Below are 18,180 nucleotides of genomic sequence, written 5' to 3' on the forward strand. Positions count from 1 at the left end.
ACACATGAAACACCTGAGCGGTCTTGATGCCACCTTCCTGCACCTGGAGACCCCCGAGATGCCGATGCACGTGGGGTCGCTCAACGTGCTGGACCTGCCCAAGGGCTACAAGGGCGACTTTTACGAAGACGCCAAGGCCTTCATGGCCAGCCGCATCCACCTGGCCGACGTGTTCACGCGCAAGCTCGCGCTGATGCCCTTCGACATGACCAATCCGGTGTGGGTCGAGGACGACGACATCGACCTCGACTACCACGTGCGCCACATCACGCTGCCCAAGCCCGGCACCAACCGCCAGCTGCAGCAGTACGTGGCACGGCTGCACTCCACGCTCATGGACCGCAGCCGGCCGATGTGGGAGTTCTTCATCATCGACGGCCTCAAGAGCGGCCAGGTGGCGCTGTACACCAAGGTGCACCACGCGGGCATCGACGGGCAGGCCGGCGTCGAGCTGGGCAAGGCCATCTTCGACCTCGAGGCCACCGGCCGCGTGATCAAGCCGCCGCGTGCGCGCCCGCGCAGCAACGGCTACCAGCTGGGCATGGCCGAGCTCGCCACGGCGGCGCTGCGCAACACGGCGCAGCAGTACGTGAAGCTCTTCAAGATGGCGCCGGCCATCGCGCGCGCCATCGGCGGCCTGGCCCAGCCCGACGAGAAGGCGGCCGACAAGGCGGCCGCCACCGCGCCGAAGAAGTTCAACCTCTTCGCGCCGCGCACCTCGCTGAACGTGTCGATCACCAACCAGCGCACCTTCGCCGGGCGCACCATCTCGCTGGCCGAGACCAAGTACATCGCCAAGCACTTCGGCGTGTCGCTCAACGACGTGGTGCTGGCCACCGTGGCCGGCGCGCTGCGCCACTACCTGGCCGACAACAACGAGCTGCCGGCCAAGCCGCTGGTGGCCGGCGTGCCGGTGAGCCTGCGCGAGGCGGGCGACCAGACGGCCAACAACCAGGCCAGCATGATCCTCGTGAGCCTGGCCACCGACATCACCGATCCGCTGCAGCGGCTGAAGGCGATCAACGCCTCGTCGAATTCCTCGAAGTCGACGATGAACCGCTTCAAGGCCGTGATCCTGGACGACTTCCCGACCTTCGCCGCGCCCTGGCTGGTGTCGGGCATCGCGTCGATGGTGGGGCGCTCGGGCATCGTCAATCTGCTGCCGCCGGCGGCCAACGTGGCGGTCTCGAACGTGGCGGGCGCGCCGTTCCCGATGTACTTCGCGGGGGCGCTGGTCACCTGCTACTACCCGGTGTCGATCGCCAGCCATGGCACCGCGCTCAACGTCACCGTGCAAAGCTACAACGGCCGCATGGACTACGGCCTGATCGCCTGCCGCCGCGCCGTGCCCGACATCACCGAGATCGGCGACTACCTGCTGGCCGAGCACAAGTTGCTGATGGAACTGACACAGAAGCACCCGGCCGTCTCCGGCGCACCGGCGACACCGCCCAAGCCCGTGGCCGCCCCCGCGCCGGAAGCGGACGAAGAGGCCCAGGCCGCTGCACCGGCCCGCAAGCCGGCCGCGCGCAAGAAGGCGCCGGTGAAGGCCGTCGCCGCCAAGAAGACGGCGCAGAAGGCCCCTGCCAAGGCCGCGCCGGTCAAGGCGGCAGCGAAGAAAGCCCCTGCGAAGAAGGCTGCGGCAAAGAAGGCCGCACCCCGGCCCGCGGCCCGCAAGGCCGCCGCATCGCCGCGCGCCGCTGCGGCATGATCGACAGGGCCGGCCCGGCCTGGACAAAAAATTGGGGCAGTTGGACTAGTTTTCCGACCGTTCTAGTTTTCCAGGCCTAGGCCCTGCGGAAGATGATTGGCCCATCGCGATTCCCCGCGAGCCAATCAACTTCAAGGAAATCTCACATGTCCACGCAAACCAACATCGCTTCCGCCGCCATCCACGTCGTCGGCCAGTACAACGACGCCGGCAAGACCCTGGTCGGTGCCTACCGCACCGGCGTGCAACGCCTGCTGGGCGGTGCCGCTTCGCGCTACAGCGAGTTCCTGGGCAACCGCCAGATCCCGCTGGTCAGCGAGCAGATCAAGGCCAACCTGATCGGCGCGCAAGAAAAGGTGCATGGTTTCCTGGCCAACCGCCTGGACATCGACACCAGCCGCATCGTGAACGTGATGGACCGCGTCGCCGCCGGCACCACCAGCGGCATCGAAACCGTCGCCAACCGCGTCGCCCAGATCGAATCGCCCGCTGCCACCACCGTGCTGAACGCCCTGTCGGCCGTGAACCAGCCCTTCGCCACCGTGTCGGTGCAAATCGCTGACCGCATCGTCGCCGGCACCAAGCAGATCGAAGCCCGTGTGAGCGGCACCGAAGAAGCCGCCCCCGTGCGCACCGTGAAGGCCAAGGTCGCTGCGGCCAAGAAGCCGGTTCGCCGCGCTGCCCGCAAGGCGGCCTGATCCCGGGGCGCTGACCGCGCCCTTTTCATTTCTACCGCCCCTGGAGCACCACCGCATGGCGACCCGTCCCGATGACACTGCAAAGTTGAAGAAGAGGGCGGCGCCTGCCAAGAAGGCTCCGGCGGCCAAGAAGAAGGCCGCGCCCCGCAAGGCGGCGCCGGCTGCGAAAGCACCGCCCGCAGACACTGCGGTCGGCACCAACAAGGCCGAAGCGCTGCTGCGCGCCGGCCTCAAGGCGCTGGACAGCGTGCGCAACGATGTCGCCAAGCGCCAGGCCAACGTGATCGAAGGCCTGCTCGGCATCGGGCACGGCAAGGCCGACGTGGCCGGTGCCAAGGCGGCGCTGACGCGCGGCTTTCCCAGCCTGGACACCTTCGGCATCCGCAAGTTCGAGGACGTGTTCGACCAGCGTGTCGCCACCGCCCTGCAACGCCTGGGCATGCCCAGCGCCGACGAGGTGCAGGCCCTGCGCGACGAGGTGGCGCAGTTACGCGAACGCCTCGCGAAACTCGAGAAACCGTCCAGTTCAGGCAGCGCCGGCGGCAAGCGCTGAGCGGCACGCAACGCACGCAACACGCCGCTTGTGGCCAGCTCCAACACCACGCGCGATCGCATCCTGCAGACCAGCCTTGCGCTGTTCAACGCGGAAGGTCTTCCGGCCGTGTCCACGCACAAGATCGCGGCCGAGCTCGGCATGAGCCCGGGCAACCTGCACTACCACTTCAAGGCCAAGCAGCTGATCGTCGAATGGCTGTTCCGGCGCTTCGAGCAGCGGCTCGAGGTGCTCAACGGCTCGTCGGCTTCCATCACCGCCATCGACGACCTGTGGCTGGCGCTGCACCTGCGCTTCGAGGCCATCGACGAATACCGTTTCATCTACCGCGACATGGCCTTCCTGGCCAGCGAATACCCGGCCCTGGGACAGCGCGCCCAGGCCATGACCGCGCAGAACCTGCTGGCGGCCCAGGCGCTGTGCGAAGGGCTGGTGGCTTCGGGCGTGATCGAGACCAGCGCCGAGCAGGCGCGCATCCTGGCGCTGCAGATGGTCTTCACCACCACCTGCTGGCTCTCGTTCGAGCGGCTCGTGCCGGGGCGCGACGCGCTGGCGCAAGCCGACCCCGGTTTGGCGGCTTTCTACACACTCACGCTGGTTTCTCCGTATGTTTCCAGCGAATCGAGGGCTTATCTTGATTACCTGAGGGGCAAATACCTCGGATAAATGAAGTCGTCGTCTGACGGGGCATGCAACTTCGCACCCCCATCGTCGTCCTACAGAAGAAAGAACAGAAAGGAAGCCGCCATCATGACCACCGCCACCCACGAACCCATCGCACCGCCGTCGCGTCTGCTCTTGCTGGCCGAAGCGCGCGCCCTCTGGGAAACCGGCGCCGGCCTCGCCATGTGGCCGTTGCTGCAGCTCGCGCCACGCGGCGACGGGCACCCCGTGCTCGTGCTGCCGGGCCTGGTGGCCAGCGACGTGTCCACGCTGCTGCTGCGCCGCTACCTGTGCAGCCGCGGCTACGACGCCCACGGCTGGGGCCAGGGCCGCAACCTGGGCCCGCGCGCCGGCGTCGAGGACGGCATGGTCGACCTGCTCAAGACCCTGGCCGACAAGAGCGGCCAGAAGGTCAGCGTGATCGGCTGGAGCCTGGGCGGCGTCTACGCGCGGCTCTTGGCCTCGGCGCAGAAGGACCTCATCCGCAACGTCATCACGCTCGGCAGTCCGTTCTCGGGCAGCCCGCGCGCCACCAACGCCTGGCGCGTGTACGAGGGCGTGAGCGGCCAGAGCTCGCACGACCCGCGCCGCATGAAGTTCGTCGAACCCACGCCGCCCGTGCCCACGACCTCGATCTTCAGCCGCACCGACGGTGTCGTGGCCTGGCGCTGCAGCCTCGAGAAGACCGGCCCGCAGTCCGAGAACATCGAGGTGGTGGCGAGCCACTTGGGGCTCGGCGCGCACCCGGCCGTGCTCTATGCGGTGGCCGACCGGCTGGCGCAGCCCGAGGGCGAGTGGAAGCCGTTCAACCGCGGCATGCTCGGGCCGCTGGTGTACCCGGACCCGGACCGCAACGTCTGAGCTTAGGCGATCACCTCCAAATAAAAAAGACCGGCGAATGCCGGTCTTCTTCTTTGGGGCTCCAGACTGGGCTCTTCAGGCCCCGGCCCACACGTCGAGCACGTAGCGCCGCTCGGCAATCATCCTGTCCATCCACGCCGCGCTGTCCTGCCCATGCTCGCGCGCGAGGTCGCTGAGCGTGCGACGCACGTCGGGCTCCATGCGCGAGCCGTCGCCGCACACGTACACCACGGCGCCCGCTTCGAGCAGCTTCCACACGGCAGCGCCCTGTTCGCGGATCAGGTCCTGCACGTAGACCTTGCGGTCGCCGGCGCGCGAGAAGGCCGTGTGCAGCTTCATCAGGCCGCGGTGCGACCAGGCCTGCAGCTCTTCGGCGTAGATGAAGTCCTGCTCGGGATGGCGGCAGCCGAAGAACAGCATCGCCTCGCCCAGCGCCTCGCCGCGCTCGACCTGCGCCGCGCGCGCCTGCAGGAAGCCGCGAAACGGCGCCAGGCCGGTGCCCGGGCCGATCATGATGAGCGGCCGGTTGGCGTCCTCCGGCAGCCGGAAGCCCTCGGCCGTGGTCTCGCGGATCACGCCGTGCACCGTGTCGCCGGCCTCGGCGCGCGCCAGGAAGTTGGAGCACACGCCCTCGAAGGTGCCGTTGCCCGACAGCGCGGGCGCGCTCACCACGCCCACCGTCACGCTGCAGCGCCCCGGCGTCATCGTCGGCGACGAGGAGATCGAGTAGTAGCGCGGCGACAGCGGCGACAGCATTTCCAGGAACACCGCGAACGGCACCTGGCAGGCGCGGTGCTCTTCGAGCAGCTCCAGCAGCGACTTGCGCTTGTGCAGCACCTCGGCCTTGTACGCGGCCTGCGAGGCTTCGTCGCTGCCCGACAGCGCCTGCAGCTTCGGCTTGGTGAAGGGGCACTCGGTGTGCGCGGCGAGCGTGGCGATCTGCTTGCGCGTGGCCACGTCCTGCAGCTCGACGTAGTCGCCCAGCAGGCGATCTACCGCGATCACCTGGTCCACCGGCAGCGCGGCCTTGCGGCCGGGCACGGCCGAGAGGCGCACGTGCGCCGAGCGGTCGAAGCCGAAGCGGGCCATCGCGCGCTCGACCTGCGCGGGGCTGTTGCGCGGCACCACGCTCAGGTGGTCGCCGGGCACGTAGTTCACGCCCTCGGGCAGCATCAGCTCGACGTGGCGCGTGGAGCGTCCGGCCTCGCCGTTGGAGCCGGCGCTTTGCAGTTCGCGGTTCTCGATCACGCGCAGCGGCACGGCGCCCAGCGCATCGACCAGCGCGTTCTTCTGCGGCGGCGGCAGCTCTTCGAGCGTGTACAGCGGCTCGGCCTCGGCCGGCGTGTCGGCGCCGTTCTTGATGTCGAAGGTCTTCACCAGCGCGGGCCACAGCGCGTCGCTCCAGTCCTGGAAGGCACCGTCCATGTCCTCGCGCGCATCGCCTTCGCCGCGCTCGTGCACGCGGTCGGCGCCCAAGGCTTCGAGCCGTTCGTCGATGCGGCGCGGCACCGCCTGGTAGGTGGCGGCCCAGTCGGTGTTGCCGCAGCCGAAGACGCTGAAGCGCACGCCGTTGAGCGAGTCGTCGGCCTTGTCGAGCCAGCGGTGGAACTCCGCCGCGTTGTCGGGCGCCACGCCGTTGTACGAGGCGCAGACGATGGCCACCGCGCCGTTGGCCGGCAGCCGCTCGGCGTAGTCGTCGAGCGAGGCCAGCTGGGTCGAGAAGCCGCGCAGCTCGCCGGCCTCGGCCAGCTGGCGCGCCAGGTCTTCGGCGGTGCCGAGGTTGGAGCCCTGCAGCACCAGCAGCGAGGTGCCGTGGCGCGCCGCCTGCGGCTTGCGCGCGGCGGGCTTGGCCGGCGTGTCGGGCGTGGCCGCCGCCTCCACGGTGCCGCGCGGGCGCGAGGCCGGGTCGCGCAGCAGCGCCTTGATCTTGAAGTTCTCGGGCTTGATCGTCAGCGCTTCCTTGATCTTGAGCTTGTAGCCCGTGTGATCGACGAGGTTGAAGCGCTGCAGGATCATGCCCAGCGTGAGCACCGCCTCCTGCAGGGCGAACTGCCGCCCGATGCAGGCGCGCTGGCCGTTGCCGAAGGGCTTGAAGGCGTTCACGGGCCGCTCGCGCTCGGCTTCGCGGCTGAAGTGGTCGGGGTTGAACTGGTCGGCGTCCTCGCCCCAAATGCCCTTGTCACGGTGCAGCGCCAGCGCATGCATGATGACCATGTTGTTCTTCTTGATCGTGTACTGGCCGCCGATCTTCGTGTCTTCCTTCGCGCGCATCGAGATCGCGGGTGCGGTCGGGTACAGGCGCAGCGACTCCTTCAGCACCTGCATCACGTACTGCAGCCGGTTGACCTGCGCGTAGGTGGGCTTTTGCGTGGTGTCGCCGCCGAACACGCTGTCGACCTCGGCCTGCGCCTTGGCCATCGCCTCGGGGTTGTTCAGCAGGAAGTAGATGGCGAACGACAGCAGGCCGCTGGTGGTCTCGTGGCCCGCGATGAGGAATTCGATGCACTCGTCGCGGATCATCTTGTCGGTGAGCTTCTCGCCGCTCTTCTTGTCCACGCCCGCGATCATGTAGCTCAGGAGGTCGGGCTTGGTGGCGATGTCGGCACCGCTCGCGCGCCGCTCCTCGATGATGTCTTCCACCATCTTGTGCATGTAGCGGATGTCCTTGCGCTGCTGTGCCAGCTCCTTCTTGAGCATCAGCTCCTCGAGCGGAATGCCGCGCCGGTTCTGCACTGTCTCCAGCGTGCGCACCATCGCATCGACGAAAGGATGGAAGCCCTCGCGGTAGAACGAGTTGAAGCGGTAGCCGAAGCCGCACAGGCCGATGGTGTCGAGTGTGAGCGCGGTCATGTCGCGCACCACGTCCACCTCTTCATCGAAATTGAGGCGCTCCCACTTGGTGACCAGCTGCCCTGCGATGTCCAGCATCATCGGGTGGTAGGCCTGCATCGCGCGCTGGCTGAAGTTGGCCAAGAGGATGTTGTGCGGCTTCGACCACGTCTCCTCGTGCGTGTCGGACGTGAACAGGCCGTGGGACGCGGCGCGCAACCGGCGCAGCGCGCCGCGCGTGCTCTTGTCGAAGCGCGGCTCTTCGCACAGCTCGTCGACCAGCGCGGGCGACGACACCACGATCACCGGCATGCCCGGCATGTCGAGCCAGTAGATGCCGCCGAGGTCCTGCGCGATCTTCCACATGTCGAGCACCGGCGAGTCGGAGCCGATGGACAGCAGATTGCCGACGAAGGGTTTCTTCGCCGGATGGGGGATCGGATGGAGCGAGTTCTTTCCTGCCATGGTGTACCTTGTTGTGCCTTCGGTATGGACCCGCTTCGGATGTCCGGGATGCGAATCCGGAGTATCCCGATGGCACAGGGGGTGGGCAGGACGGGGTTTCCCTAGGAAACAATGACGCGGCGCAGGGGGCGATCACGCTGTCAGCGTGATCGCTATTCACAGTGGCCTAGGCAGGTCCCCCGAAAGAACTCAGTCAGGGTCGGACCATCTTGCAGTCGGTGCCTTGCGCCAGCTCGTTCCCGGTATAGACCGCATCGGTGCGGAAGCCGTAGTTGGTGCCTTCCCAGCCTGTCTTCACCGCCTTGCCGTCCACCGGCGCGATGGTGTTCACCACCTGCGGCAGCAGCAGCTGGTGGTCTTCGCCGCGCATGCGCACCGGGCCCACCACCGAGTCGAAGCTCAGGTCTTCGAGGGCGCGCGCCACCTTCACCGTGTCGGCGCTGCCGGCCTTGGCGATAGCCGCGGCCAGCAGGCGCGGCGTCAGGTCGATGCGCGGCGCGAGGAAGTCCTTGCCCGTCTTGGCCTTGTAGGCCTTGGCCAGCGCGTCGACCTTCGGCGTGTCGGCCTGGCCCGGGTGCCATTCGGCCACCCAGGTGAGCTGCCCCGTCTTGGCCTGCGACACGGCGGTGACGGTGCCCGGCACCGAGCCCGCGCTGTGGTTGAAGTAGCGCAGGTTGTAGCCCGCGTCGCCCGCCGCCTTCTGCAGCAGCGTCATGTCCTGGCCCCAGTTGCCGGTGATGACCGAGTCGGCGCCGCTTTGCTTGATGTTGGCGATGTAGGGCGCGAAGTCTTTCACGCGACCGATGGGGTGCAGTGTCTCGCCGACGAACTGGATGTCGGGGCGCGCCAGGCCCACCAGCTGGCGGCCGTAGCTGGCCCATTGCTTGCCGTGGGCATAGTCCTGGTTCAGCAGGTAGACCTTCTTCACATCCGGCGTCTTCTTGATGTAGTTGGCCAGCGCCTTCATCTTCATCGCCGTGTTGGCCTCGGTCTGGAAGTGCCAGAAGCTGCAGCCCTTGCCGGTCATCTCGGGGTCGATCGAGGAGTGGTTCAGCACGATCAGTTCCTTGCCCGGGTTGCGCTGGTTCCAGCGCGCCACGGCCAGCACCAGCGCTGTCACCACCGACGAGCCCGAGCCGCCCGTGACGATCGCCTTGGCGCCCTGGTCGATGGCCGCCTGCAGCGCGCTCTGGCTTTCCTGCGCCGAGAGTTTGCTGTCGAACTGCAGCAGCTGCAGCTTCATGCCGCCGAGCACGCCGCCCTTGGCGTTGATGTCCTCGATGGCGTACTGCGTGTGCATGAGCATCAACTCGCCCACGTTGGCGAACGGCCCCGACAACGGATCGATGTAGGCGATCTTGTAGGTCGGCTGCGGGGCCTGCGCCTGTGCCGCGGTGCCGGCGATGGCAAACAAGGAGGCAAGGGCGATCCGCGCCAGGGGCGCATGCGTGAGCTTCATGGGTGTCTCCGGAGGGTGTGTGAAAGACGGAATCAGTGCGTTGCGCGCAGCCCGATCACGCGGCTGGCCAGCTTCGTGAGCTGCGCCACCACCTCGTCGGGCGAGAGGCGTCCGTTGGGGCGGTACCAGCTGTAGAGAAAGCCCGGCAGGCTGCAGGCTGCGAGCGCGGTGATCTTGGTCTCGTCGAAGTCGAGGTCGCCGTCGCGCCGGGCTTCTTCGAGCAGCGGGCACAGCAGGTCGTAGAAGTGGTGCGCGAGCTTCTTCTGCGCTTCGAGGTATTCGGGGCGGTACACCTGCGGCTCGCGGTACGCGAAGAAGGCCACCGGGTGGTGCGCGATGGTGGCGCGGATCAGCCGCTCGATGCCTTCCATCACCTTCTCGCTCGCGCGGCGCGGGTCGGCGGCGGCGAAGTCGAGCGCGGTGAAGCAATCGACCGCGGGGCGCCACGACAGCGTCTCGAAGATCTCCTGCTTGTCGCGGAAGTAGTAGTACACGAAGGGCTTGGTCACGCCCAGCTCGCGCACGATCTGCGCCATGGTCGTGTTGGCGTAGCCCTGCGCGGCAAACAGCTGCGCCGCCGCCTGCAGGATGCGCTCGCGCTGCAGATCGGTGCCCTGCGTGGCCGCGCGCTGGCGGCCCGTGCCCTGCGGCAGGTGCGGCTGCGCCGCCAGCGCCGTGTGCGTGGCAGAGGGTTTGTTCGGTGTCGCGGAAGTTATACCCATGGGTAGGATTGTTCGTGCACCATGCCGCATTGGCAAGCGCCGGCCATGCGCAGGCGGCTATCGATAACCCTGAGAAAGTGACGCCATGGAGACAACGCCCGCCACCCCGCAACGCTTGAAGGAACTGCCGCCGCGCGTGCAGCAGCCCCTGCACGCCTACCTGCGCGACCACGCACGCACGCGCGGCGACGCCACCGCCTGCCTCTGGTACGGCCAGGCCCTGAGCTGGGCCGAGCTCGATCGCGCGAGCGACGCCTTCGCCGCGCGCCTGCAGGCCCTGGGCGTGGTCAAGGGCGAACCCGTGGTGCTGTTCCTCAACAACTGCCCGCAGTACCTGGTGGCGCACTTCGGCATCCAGAAGATCGGCGCCATCGTCTGCCCGAGCGGGCCGCTCAACAAGGAGCACGAGCTGGCCTACCAGGTCAACGACCTGAAGGCGCGCGTGATCGTCGCGGCCGCGCCGCTGGTGCCGGTGGTGCGCAAGGTGCAGGCCGAGAGCGCACTCGCGCATGTGTTCGTGGTGCACTACGCCGACCTGCTGCCCGCCGAGCCCACGCTCGACCTGCCGGCCGAACTGGCCGCCGAGCGCACGGCCGAACGCACCGTGCCCGAAGGCTGCGAAGACTTCCTTGCCGTGATGCGCAGCGGCGCCGCGCCGCAGCCCGTCGCCATCGACATGGACGACATCGCGCTCATGACCTACACCTCGGGCACCACCGGCCTGCCCAAGGGCGCGATGCTCAGCTACGGCAACGCGCTCTTCAAGACGCGCGCCGCGGCCGACTGCAACGGCGTGGGGCCGGACGACGTGCTGCTGTCGATCGCGCCGCTGTACCACATCGCCGGCATGCTCATGGGCGTCAACGTGCCCGTGCTCAGCGGCGCCGCCTCGGTGCTGATGCACCGCTTCGATCCGCGCGCCGTGCTGCAGGCCATTGCCGCCTACAAGGTGAGCTGGTGGTACAGCATCGCGCCGATGAACGTGGCCTGCATGCAGGTGCCCGACATCGCCGGCTTCGACCTGTCGAGCCTGAAGATGAACCCCGTGACCAGCTTCGGCATCGCCTTCACCGAACCGCTGGCCGCGCAGTGGCGTTCGCACGCCAACCACTGCAGCTCGTTCGAGGCCGCCTACGGCCTGAGCGAAACCCACACCTGCGACACCTACACGCCGCACGTGGCGCCGCGCTGGGGCACGCAGGGCGTGCCGGTGCCGGGGGTGACCATCCGCATCATCGACACCGAGACGCAGGTCGACATGCCCACGGGCGAGGTCGGCGAGATCGTGCTCACCAGCGCCGGCTCGTTCAAGGGCTACTGGAACAAGCCCGAAGCCACGGCCGCCACCTTGCGCAACGGCTGGGTGCACACGGGCGACATGGGCAAGCTCGACGCCGACGGCTACCTCACCTTCATCGGCCGCTTCAAGGAAATGATCAAGGTCTCGGGCTACAGCGTGTTCCCCGAAGAGGTCGAGACCATCCTCATCAAGCACCCGGCGGTGGCGCAGGCGGCCGTCATTGCGCAGCCCGACCCCGAGAAGGGCGAGGTCGTGAAGGCCTTCATCGTGCGCAAGCCCGGCACTGCGCTCGAGGCCGACGCGCTCGTGGCCTGGGCGCGCGAGAACATGGCGAGCTACAAGGCGCCGCGCGCCGTGAGCTTCATCGATGCATTGCCGACCACCGGCGCAGGCAAGGTGCTGCGCCGCCTGCTCAAAGACAAGACCTGAAAGGCTTCCTCGCGTGTTTTCCAAAGTTCTGATTGCCAACCGCGGCGAGATCGCCGTGCGCCTGGTGCGCGCGTTGCGCGACCTGGGCATCGCCAGCGTGGCGGTGCATGCGCGCGACGATGCCGCTGCGCTGCATGTGCAGCTGGCCGATGTGGCGGTGGCGCTCGATGCGACCGGGCCCTCGGCCTACCTCGACGTGGCCGCGTTGATCGCGGTGGCGAAGGCGCAAGGCTGCGATGCGGTGCATCCCGGCTACGGCTTCCTCAGCGAGCGTGCCGACTTCGCACAGGCCTGCGCCGACGCGGGCCTGGTCTTCATCGGCCCCACGCCCGGGCAGCTGGGCCTGTTCGGCGACAAGGCCCGCGCCCGCGAACTGGCCGCGCAGTGCGACGTGCCCGTGATGCCCGGCAGCGCCGGCGCGGTGACGCTCGCGCAGGCCCAGGCCTTCTTCGCCGAGCAGCACGCGCAGGGCGCGGGTGTGATGGTCAAGGCCATCGGCGGCGGCGGTGGGCGCGGCATGCGCGCGGTGCTGAACGCCGAAGAGTTGCCCGAGGCGCATGCGCGCTGCATGTCCGAGGCCAAGGCGGCGTTCGGCATCGAGGGCGTGTACGTCGAGCGCCTGATGCGCAACGCGCGGCACATCGAGGTGCAGGTGCTCGGCGACGGCAGCGCCGTGGCCAGCCTCGGCGAGCGCGAGTGCACGCTGCAGCGCCGCTTCCAGAAGCTGGTGGAAATCGCGCCCAGCCCCTCGCTGCCCGAGCCGCTGCGCGCGCAGGTCACGCAGGCCGCGCTGCGCATGGCCAAGGCCGTGGGCTATCGCGGCCTCGGCACCTTTGAATTCCTGGTCGATGCCGCGTCGACCACCCTGCCTTTCGTCTTCATCGAAGCGAACCCGCGCCTGCAGGTCGAGCACACGGTGACCGAGGCGGTGACGGGGCTGGACCTCGTGCAGCTGCAGATCGCCGTCGCCTCGGGCGACACGCTGGACGCGCTCGGCGTGGAGGCCGGCCGCACGGCGCCGCAGCGCGGCTTCGCGGTGCAGTGGCGCATCAACGCCGAGACGCTCGACGCGCAAGGCAACGCGCGCCCCGCGGGCGGCACGCTCGCGCGCTTCGACCTGCCGGCCGGCCCCGGCGTGCGCGTCGACACGCACGGCTATGCGGGCCTGGCGCCTTCGCCGCACTACGACACGCTCTTGGCCAAGCTCATCGTGCATTCGCCGTCGCCGCGTTTCGCGGACGCGCTGCGTCGTTCGCTGCGCGCGCTCGATGAATGCCACATCGACGGCATCGCCACCAACCTGCCGCTGCTGTGCGCCATTGCCGCGCGGCCCGAGTTCGCGACGCAGGCGGTGCACACGCGTTTCGTGGAAGCGCACCTGGGCGATCTGCTCGCTGACGCGAAGGCATTTGAAAAGCACACGAAGAAGGTGACCGCGCCCGCCGCCGCGAGCGCACCGGCGCCGGACGAAGACGACGACGACGGCCTCACCGTCAAGGCGCCGATGCCCGCGAAGCTGGTGCAGTTCGAGGTCGCGGTGGGCGACGTGCTGCCCGCCGGCGCGCAGCTGGGCGTGCTCGAGGCCATGAAGATGGAGCACCTGCTGCACGCCCCCGTGGCCGGCCGCGTGCTGGCGCTGCTGGCTGCGCCCGGCGACTACCTCGTCGAAGGCCAGTCGCTGGTGCGGCTGGAGGCCGTCGATGCGCAGGGCGTCCAGGCGCAGGCGCGTGTCGCGCACGATCTCGACGCGATCCGTCCCGACCTGCAGAAGGTCATCGACCGCCATGCGCCCACGCTCGATGCGAACCGCAAGGCGGCCGTCGACAAGCGGCACGCGCAGGGCGGGCGCACCGCGCGCGAGAACATCGCCGACCTGTGCGACATGGCCGGCGACCCGGGCAACTTCATCGAATACGGCGCGCTCGCCATCGCCGCGCAGACGCGCCGCCGCTCGCTCGAAGACCTCATCGCCAACACGCCGGCCGACGGCATGGTGACGGGCCTGGGCAGCGTCAACGCGAAGCAGTTCGGGTCCGAGAAATCGCGCTGCGCCGTGCTCGCGTACGACTACACCGTGCTGGCCGGCACGCAGGGCATGCGCAACCACCACAAGACCGACCGGCTGCTCGCGGTGGCACACCAGCTCAAGCTGCCGGTGGTGCTGTTCGCCGAGGGCGGGGGCGGGCGGCCGGGCGACACCGACATGCCGATCGTCGCGGGCCTGAACAACCACACCTTCAGCCAGTTCGCGGCGCTGTCGGGCAAGGTGCCGGTCGTCGGCATCGTGCACGGGCGCTGCTTCGCGGGCAACGCGGCGCTGCTGGGCTGCGCCGACGTGATCATTGCCACCAAGGGCAGCAACATCGGCATGAGCGGCCCCGCCATGATCGAAGGCGGCGGCCTGGGCACCTTCGCGCCCGAGCAGATCGGGCCGAGCAGCGTGCAGTCGCGCAACGGCGTGATCGACATCCTGGTGGAAGACGAAGCTGCAGCAGTCGCTGCGGCCAAGCAGTACCTGTCGTACTTCCAGGGCCCGGTGAGCGACTGGCAGTGCGCCGATCCGCGCACGCTGCGTCATGTGGTGCCCGAGAATCGCCTGCGCGTGTACGACGTGCGCGCCGCGATGCGCGGCGTGGCCGACACCGGCTCGCTGCTCGAGCTGCGCGCGGGCTTCGGCGCGGGCATCGTCACGGCGCTGGCGCGCATCGAGGGCAAGCCGGTCGGCCTGATGGCGAACAACCCGCACCACCTGGGCGGCGCGATCGACGTGGAGGCGGCCGACAAATCCGCACGCTTCATGCAACTGTGCAATGCCCACGGGTTACCGATCGTGTCGTTGTGCGACACGCCCGGCTTCATGGTCGGGCCCGAGGTCGAGGCGCAGGCGCAGGTGCGTCACGTGTGCCGCATGTTCATGGTGGCTTCGCATTTGCGCGTGCCTTTCTTCGCGGTGGTGCTGCGCAAGGGCTACGGCCTGGGTGCGCAGGCCATGACCGCCGGCGGCTTCGATGCGCCCGTGTTCACCGTGGCCTGGCCCACCGGCGAGTTCGGCGCGATGGGCCTCGAAGGCGCGGTGCGGCTGGGCTTTCGCAAGGAGCTCGCGGCCGTGCCCGAGGGCGCCGAGCGCGACGCGCTCTTCAAGCAACTGGTGGCGCAGCAGTACGCGAACGGCGAAGCGATCCACATGGCGCAGACGCTGGAGATCGATGCGGTGATCGACCCGGCCGACACGCGCACCTGGCTGGTGCGCGGCCTGGCCTCGGCCACGCGGCCGGCCGAGGCGGTCTCGGCGTACGTCGACACTTGGTAACTTTAGGTTAGACCTCGTCACTGGCGCGGGCAAGGCGGCTCCGTACACTGGGCCGCTTTTGCACGCATGAAGCTTCCTGCCCGCTGGCGCGTCCGTCTGCGCGACGCCGCCTTTTCCCCTGCACACTGGATGGCCGTTCTCGGCCTTGCGGCGTTGCTCGTGGGCGTGCAGGCGGTGTGGGCCGAGAAGGTCGAGCAGGCGGCACGCCAGCCGGCCGAAGCGCGCTGGGTGGCGAGCTGGGCCGTGGCGGTGCTCGACTTCGCCGAGCTGGACGCGAACCCCGCCACGGCCGCCATCGGCGGGCCGGGCGACCATGTGTTCCGCGGCCAGACCTTGCGCCAGATGATGCGCCCGACGATCGACGGCGAGCGCATCCGCGTGCGGGTGTCGAACCGCTTCGGCAAGACGCCGCTGCGCATCGCCGCGGCCACCGTGGCACTGGGCACGGGCGGCGACGCCATCTCGCCGGCCTCGTTGCGCACGCTGCGTTTCGGCGGCCGCGCCACCGTCACCGTGGCGCCGGGCGCGGAAGCATGGAGCGACGGCGTGGCGCTGAACGTTGCGGCGGGCCAGGCCGTGGCCGTGAGTCTTTTTCTCGACCGCGCGACACCGTTCGCCACGATGTACCTGCTGTCCAGCGACACGGGCTGGCTGGCGCAAGGCAACGCCGTCTCGGCGCCCCGGCTGTCGAAGGCGGTGGCGCTGCCGATGAGCCACATCGTGACCGGGCTCGACGTGCTCACCGCCAAGCCGGTGCGCACCGTGGTGGCCTTCGGCGATTCGATCACCGCGGGCGGTGGCGAGTCGGGCGACGGTTCGTACCCCGACATGCTCGCCACGCGGCTGCGCGACAGCCCGCAGGCCGCGCACGCGGTGTCGGTGATCAACGCCGGCATCGGCGGCAACCGGCTGCTGGTGAACGGCATCGGCCCCGACGGCCTGTCGCGCTTTGCGCGCGACGCGCTGGGCCAGAGCGGCGTGACGCACGTCATCGTGCTGCTGGGCACCAACGACATCGGCCGCGCCATCTTCGCGGGCATCCCCGGCCTGAAGGTGCCGCCGCACGACGTGCCCACGGCCGAGCGTGTCACCGAGGGCCTGGGGCAGCTCGTCAAGCAGGCGCGCGCCAAGGGCGTGAAGGTGCTGCTGGGCACCGTGCCGCCCTTCGGCAACACGATCTACGGCACCGACGCCAACGAGGCCATGCGCGAGGCCGTGAACCGCTGGGTGCGCAGCCGCCAGGACGTGGACGGCGTGATCGACTTCGATGCCGTGCTGCGCGACCCGGCCGCGCCGCGTCAGCTGAATCCGACATTCGACAGCGGCGATCACCTGCATCCCAACCGCGCCGGCCACGCGGCCATGGCCGCGGCCATCGACCTGCGCGAATTGCAGGAGTAAAGCGCGTCCGCGGCAGCGAAACAGCTCTACACAAGATTTCGCGCAGCGCTTACAGGCGCTTCACACGGTCCCGGCAGCATGAAGGCTCCTCCAACAACCATGGGGCTTTCTCATGAAAACACTCGCAGTCGCTCTTTCCATCGGTGCCGCTTCGCTGCTGTCGGTGGGCGCCCTGGCCGTTCCCACGGCCGCGCAGGCGCAGGCGGTGATCACCATCCAGGGGCCGCCGCCCCCGCCGCGCTACGAGCGCATGCCGCCGCCGCGTCGCGGCTATGTGTGGTCGCCGGGCCACTATGAGTGGCGCGGCGGTCGCCATGTGTGGGTGCGCGGCATGTACGTGCGCGCCCGCCCGGGCTATGCCTACCGCGCGCCGGAATGGCGCGAGAACAATGGCCGCTGGGAATACAACCGCGGCCGCTGGGACCGCGACGGCGACGGCGTGCCGAACCGCCAGGACCGGCGTCCGGACAACCCGTATCGCAATTGATCGATAGAGAGCGCGCGGCGCGCGCCCGGGGCTAGCGGATGCTCACCAGCTCGAGCACTTCGCTGACCTGGAACGCGCCGCCGCTCGCACCGCCGCGTGTCTGCACTTCGAAGCGGACGACGCGGCCCAGCTCCGGCGAGAACCACACGCTGGCGCGGTAGGTCCCGTACTGGTTGCCACTCCAGGCGCCCGCGTTCGCGAAGCGCTGGGTGTGGCCGCGGTAGTCGATCTTCACCACCTTCATCTCGCGGCCGTTGACCGGCAGCATGGCGGCGTCGTCCACCACGTGGGCGCGCAGGTCCATCTTGATGCGCGTGCCGCCCATGGTGGCGTCGTATTCCGTGGCCCAGGCGGCGTCTTGTTCCAGGGTCGGCCGGGCCCAGCCGCCCGGCGGCATGACGCTGTCGAACTCGCCGGCCACGGCCGTCGTGACGCCGATCACCCCGCCGCCCGGCTTCTCGATCCAGCCGCCGTTGTTGAAGCTGAGGCGGTCGTCACTGGTGGTGGCCGTGTCCGCGCGGTAGATCACCTTGCGGTAGGTGTTGGTGAGGCGGTCGTGCAGCTGGTACTCCACGAGGCTCGGGCGCTGCAGCGACACGCTGGCCGGCGCGGGCTGCGAGGCCAGGCGCTCGATGGCCCGCTGGCCGCGCGTCGGCAGTTCCGCGATCCATGCGGCCGGCATGGCGAGGGTGGCCGGGGCCGATCCGGCGACGAGCCCCACGAGGCGGCCTTGCGCATCGAACAGGCCGGCACCGGCCAGGCCCGCCTCGGTCGGCGTGGCCAGTTGCAGCGACTCGAGCGCGCCCGCGGCGTTGCGGCGCACGCCGCCGAGCATGGAGATGCCGAGCGTGAGTTCGCGCCCGCGCGGCGATCCGATGACGTATAGCGGCATCCCGACCTGCAACGCCCCCGCGGGCACGACGCCCAGCGTCGGCGACACGAGGTTCGCGATGCGCAGTTGGCACAGGTCGCGTTCGACGTCCGGGTGCTCCAGCACGGCGCCGTAGCTCACGTTGTCGCGGCGCAGCGCCACGGCGCTGGCCTTGGCCAGCAGCTTGCAGCTGGTGACGGCCGTGCCCGGGCCGGTGGCGACCGCGCTGCCGGTGGCCAGGACCTTGCCCTGGGCGTCGCTGGCCTGCACCACCCAGACGCTGGGCGAGACGCGCGCGAACAGCGCGTCGGGCGCCAGCGGGGCACTGCCGGCGCGGGCGTCCTGGGCAAAAGTGGCGGGCGCTGCCAGAGCGGCAGCAAGGGCGAAAAGCGGGAGCTGCAGGCGCATCTGGGAGCGGCGA

Annotated in this window: 13 protein-coding genes; 9 read left to right on the forward strand and 4 right to left on the reverse strand. The window is 69.3% G+C overall.

The genetic code is table 11. The features are described from left to right. Positions 1–4 precede the first annotated feature (4 nt). From AC57B8_RS13300 to AC57B8_RS13320, 5 genes are all read left to right on the forward strand, one after another. The gene (locus tag AC57B8_RS13300; protein WP_070063828.1) at positions 5–1,711 is read left to right on the forward strand and encodes a WS/DGAT/MGAT family O-acyltransferase; all 1,707 of its coding nucleotides are present in this window, start codon (positions 5–7) and stop codon (positions 1,709–1,711) included. A 146-nt stretch (positions 1,712–1,857) separates the two neighbouring features. Further along, on the forward strand, positions 1,858–2,409 hold the full coding sequence (locus AC57B8_RS13305; protein WP_095950081.1) for a hypothetical protein: 552 nt from the start codon (positions 1,858–1,860) through the stop codon (positions 2,407–2,409). Positions 2,410–2,464: 55 nt separating this feature from the next. Beyond that, positions 2,465–2,962 carry a phasin family protein gene (locus tag AC57B8_RS13310; protein WP_496479836.1) on the forward strand — a complete coding sequence of 166 codons (498 nt, stop codon included), beginning with the start codon at positions 2,465–2,467 and terminating at the stop codon, positions 2,960–2,962. A gap of 30 nt (positions 2,963–2,992) precedes the next feature. Continuing rightward, entirely contained in the window at positions 2,993–3,628 is a 636-nt protein-coding gene (locus AC57B8_RS13315; RefSeq protein ID WP_095746972.1) for a TetR/AcrR family transcriptional regulator, read from the forward strand. 84 nt (positions 3,629–3,712) lie between these two features. Then, positions 3,713–4,486, forward strand: a complete 774-nt coding sequence (locus AC57B8_RS13320) for an esterase/lipase family protein (protein WP_095950078.1) — start codon at positions 3,713–3,715, stop codon at positions 4,484–4,486. A 75-nt stretch (positions 4,487–4,561) separates the two neighbouring features. On the opposite strand, the gene AC57B8_RS13325 is transcribed toward AC57B8_RS13320, so the two are convergent. The 3 genes from AC57B8_RS13325 to AC57B8_RS13335 form a co-directional block, all read right to left on the reverse strand. Continuing rightward, positions 4,562–7,780, reverse strand: a complete 3,219-nt coding sequence (locus tag AC57B8_RS13325; RefSeq protein ID WP_496479837.1) for a bifunctional cytochrome P450/NADPH--P450 reductase — start codon at positions 7,778–7,780, stop codon at positions 4,562–4,564. Between the two features lie 193 nt (positions 7,781–7,973). Next, the gene (locus AC57B8_RS13330; RefSeq protein ID WP_095746969.1) at positions 7,974–9,239 is read right to left on the reverse strand and encodes a branched-chain amino acid ABC transporter substrate-binding protein; all 1,266 of its coding nucleotides are present in this window, start codon (positions 9,237–9,239) and stop codon (positions 7,974–7,976) included. Between the two features lie 32 nt (positions 9,240–9,271). Next, complete coding sequence (locus AC57B8_RS13335) at positions 9,272–9,961, reverse strand: TetR/AcrR family transcriptional regulator (RefSeq protein ID WP_496479838.1); 690 nt, start codon at positions 9,959–9,961, stop codon at positions 9,272–9,274. Positions 9,962–10,046: 85 nt separating this feature from the next. Between AC57B8_RS13335 and AC57B8_RS13340 the strand changes: the two genes are divergently transcribed. The 4 genes from AC57B8_RS13340 (at position 10,047) to AC57B8_RS13355 (ending at position 16,888) form a co-directional block, all read left to right on the forward strand. Beyond that, complete coding sequence (locus tag AC57B8_RS13340; RefSeq protein WP_496479839.1) at positions 10,047–11,690, forward strand: AMP-binding protein; 1,644 nt, start codon at positions 10,047–10,049, stop codon at positions 11,688–11,690. 13 nt (positions 11,691–11,703) lie between these two features. After that, positions 11,704–15,000, forward strand: coding sequence for a carboxyl transferase domain-containing protein (locus AC57B8_RS13345; protein ID WP_496479840.1), 3,297 nt, complete (start codon positions 11,704–11,706; stop codon positions 14,998–15,000). A gap of 66 nt (positions 15,001–15,066) precedes the next feature. Next, positions 15,067–16,401, forward strand: a complete 1,335-nt coding sequence (locus AC57B8_RS13350; protein WP_496479841.1) for a GDSL-type esterase/lipase family protein — start codon at positions 15,067–15,069, stop codon at positions 16,399–16,401. 112 nt (positions 16,402–16,513) lie between these two features. Next, on the forward strand, positions 16,514–16,888 hold the full coding sequence (locus AC57B8_RS13355; RefSeq protein WP_159279682.1) for a YXWGXW repeat-containing protein: 375 nt from the start codon (positions 16,514–16,516) through the stop codon (positions 16,886–16,888). Positions 16,889–16,919: 31 nt separating this feature from the next. On the opposite strand, the gene AC57B8_RS13360 is transcribed toward AC57B8_RS13355, so the two are convergent. Continuing rightward, positions 16,920–18,167, reverse strand: coding sequence for a S1 family peptidase (locus tag AC57B8_RS13360; protein WP_496479842.1), 1,248 nt, complete (start codon positions 18,165–18,167; stop codon positions 16,920–16,922). Positions 18,168–18,180 lie beyond the last annotated feature (13 nt).

It is taken from the genome of Variovorax sp. BGA-UO-ETr-C22, assembly GCF_059567965.1.

Bases quoted from the DNA above. Each gene is read 5' to 3' on its own strand.
- AC57B8_RS13300 (WP_070063828.1), top strand. From the start codon at position 5: ATGAAACACCTGAGCGGTCTTGATGCCACCTTCCTGCACCTGGAGACC.
- AC57B8_RS13305 (WP_095950081.1), top strand. From the start codon at position 1,858: ATGTCCACGCAAACCAACATCGCTTCCGCCGCCATCCACGTCGTCGGC.
- AC57B8_RS13310 (WP_496479836.1), top strand. From the start codon at position 2,465: ATGGCGACCCGTCCCGATGACACTGCAAAGTTGAAGAAGAGGGCGGCG.
- AC57B8_RS13320 (WP_095950078.1), top strand. From the start codon at position 3,713: ATGACCACCGCCACCCACGAACCCATCGCACCGCCGTCGCGTCTGCTC.
- AC57B8_RS13325 (WP_496479837.1), bottom strand. From the start codon at position 7,780: ATGGCAGGAAAGAACTCGCTCCATCCGATCCCCCATCCGGCGAAGAAA.
- AC57B8_RS13330 (WP_095746969.1), bottom strand. From the start codon at position 9,239: ATGAAGCTCACGCATGCGCCCCTGGCGCGGATCGCCCTTGCCTCCTTG.
- AC57B8_RS13335 (WP_496479838.1), bottom strand. From the start codon at position 9,961: ATGGGTATAACTTCCGCGACACCGAACAAACCCTCTGCCACGCACACG.
- AC57B8_RS13340 (WP_496479839.1), top strand. From the start codon at position 10,047: ATGGAGACAACGCCCGCCACCCCGCAACGCTTGAAGGAACTGCCGCCG.
- AC57B8_RS13350 (WP_496479841.1), top strand. From the start codon at position 15,067: ATGAAGCTTCCTGCCCGCTGGCGCGTCCGTCTGCGCGACGCCGCCTTT.
- AC57B8_RS13355 (WP_159279682.1), top strand. From the start codon at position 16,514: ATGAAAACACTCGCAGTCGCTCTTTCCATCGGTGCCGCTTCGCTGCTG.
- AC57B8_RS13360 (WP_496479842.1), bottom strand. From the start codon at position 18,167: ATGCGCCTGCAGCTCCCGCTTTTCGCCCTTGCTGCCGCTCTGGCAGCG.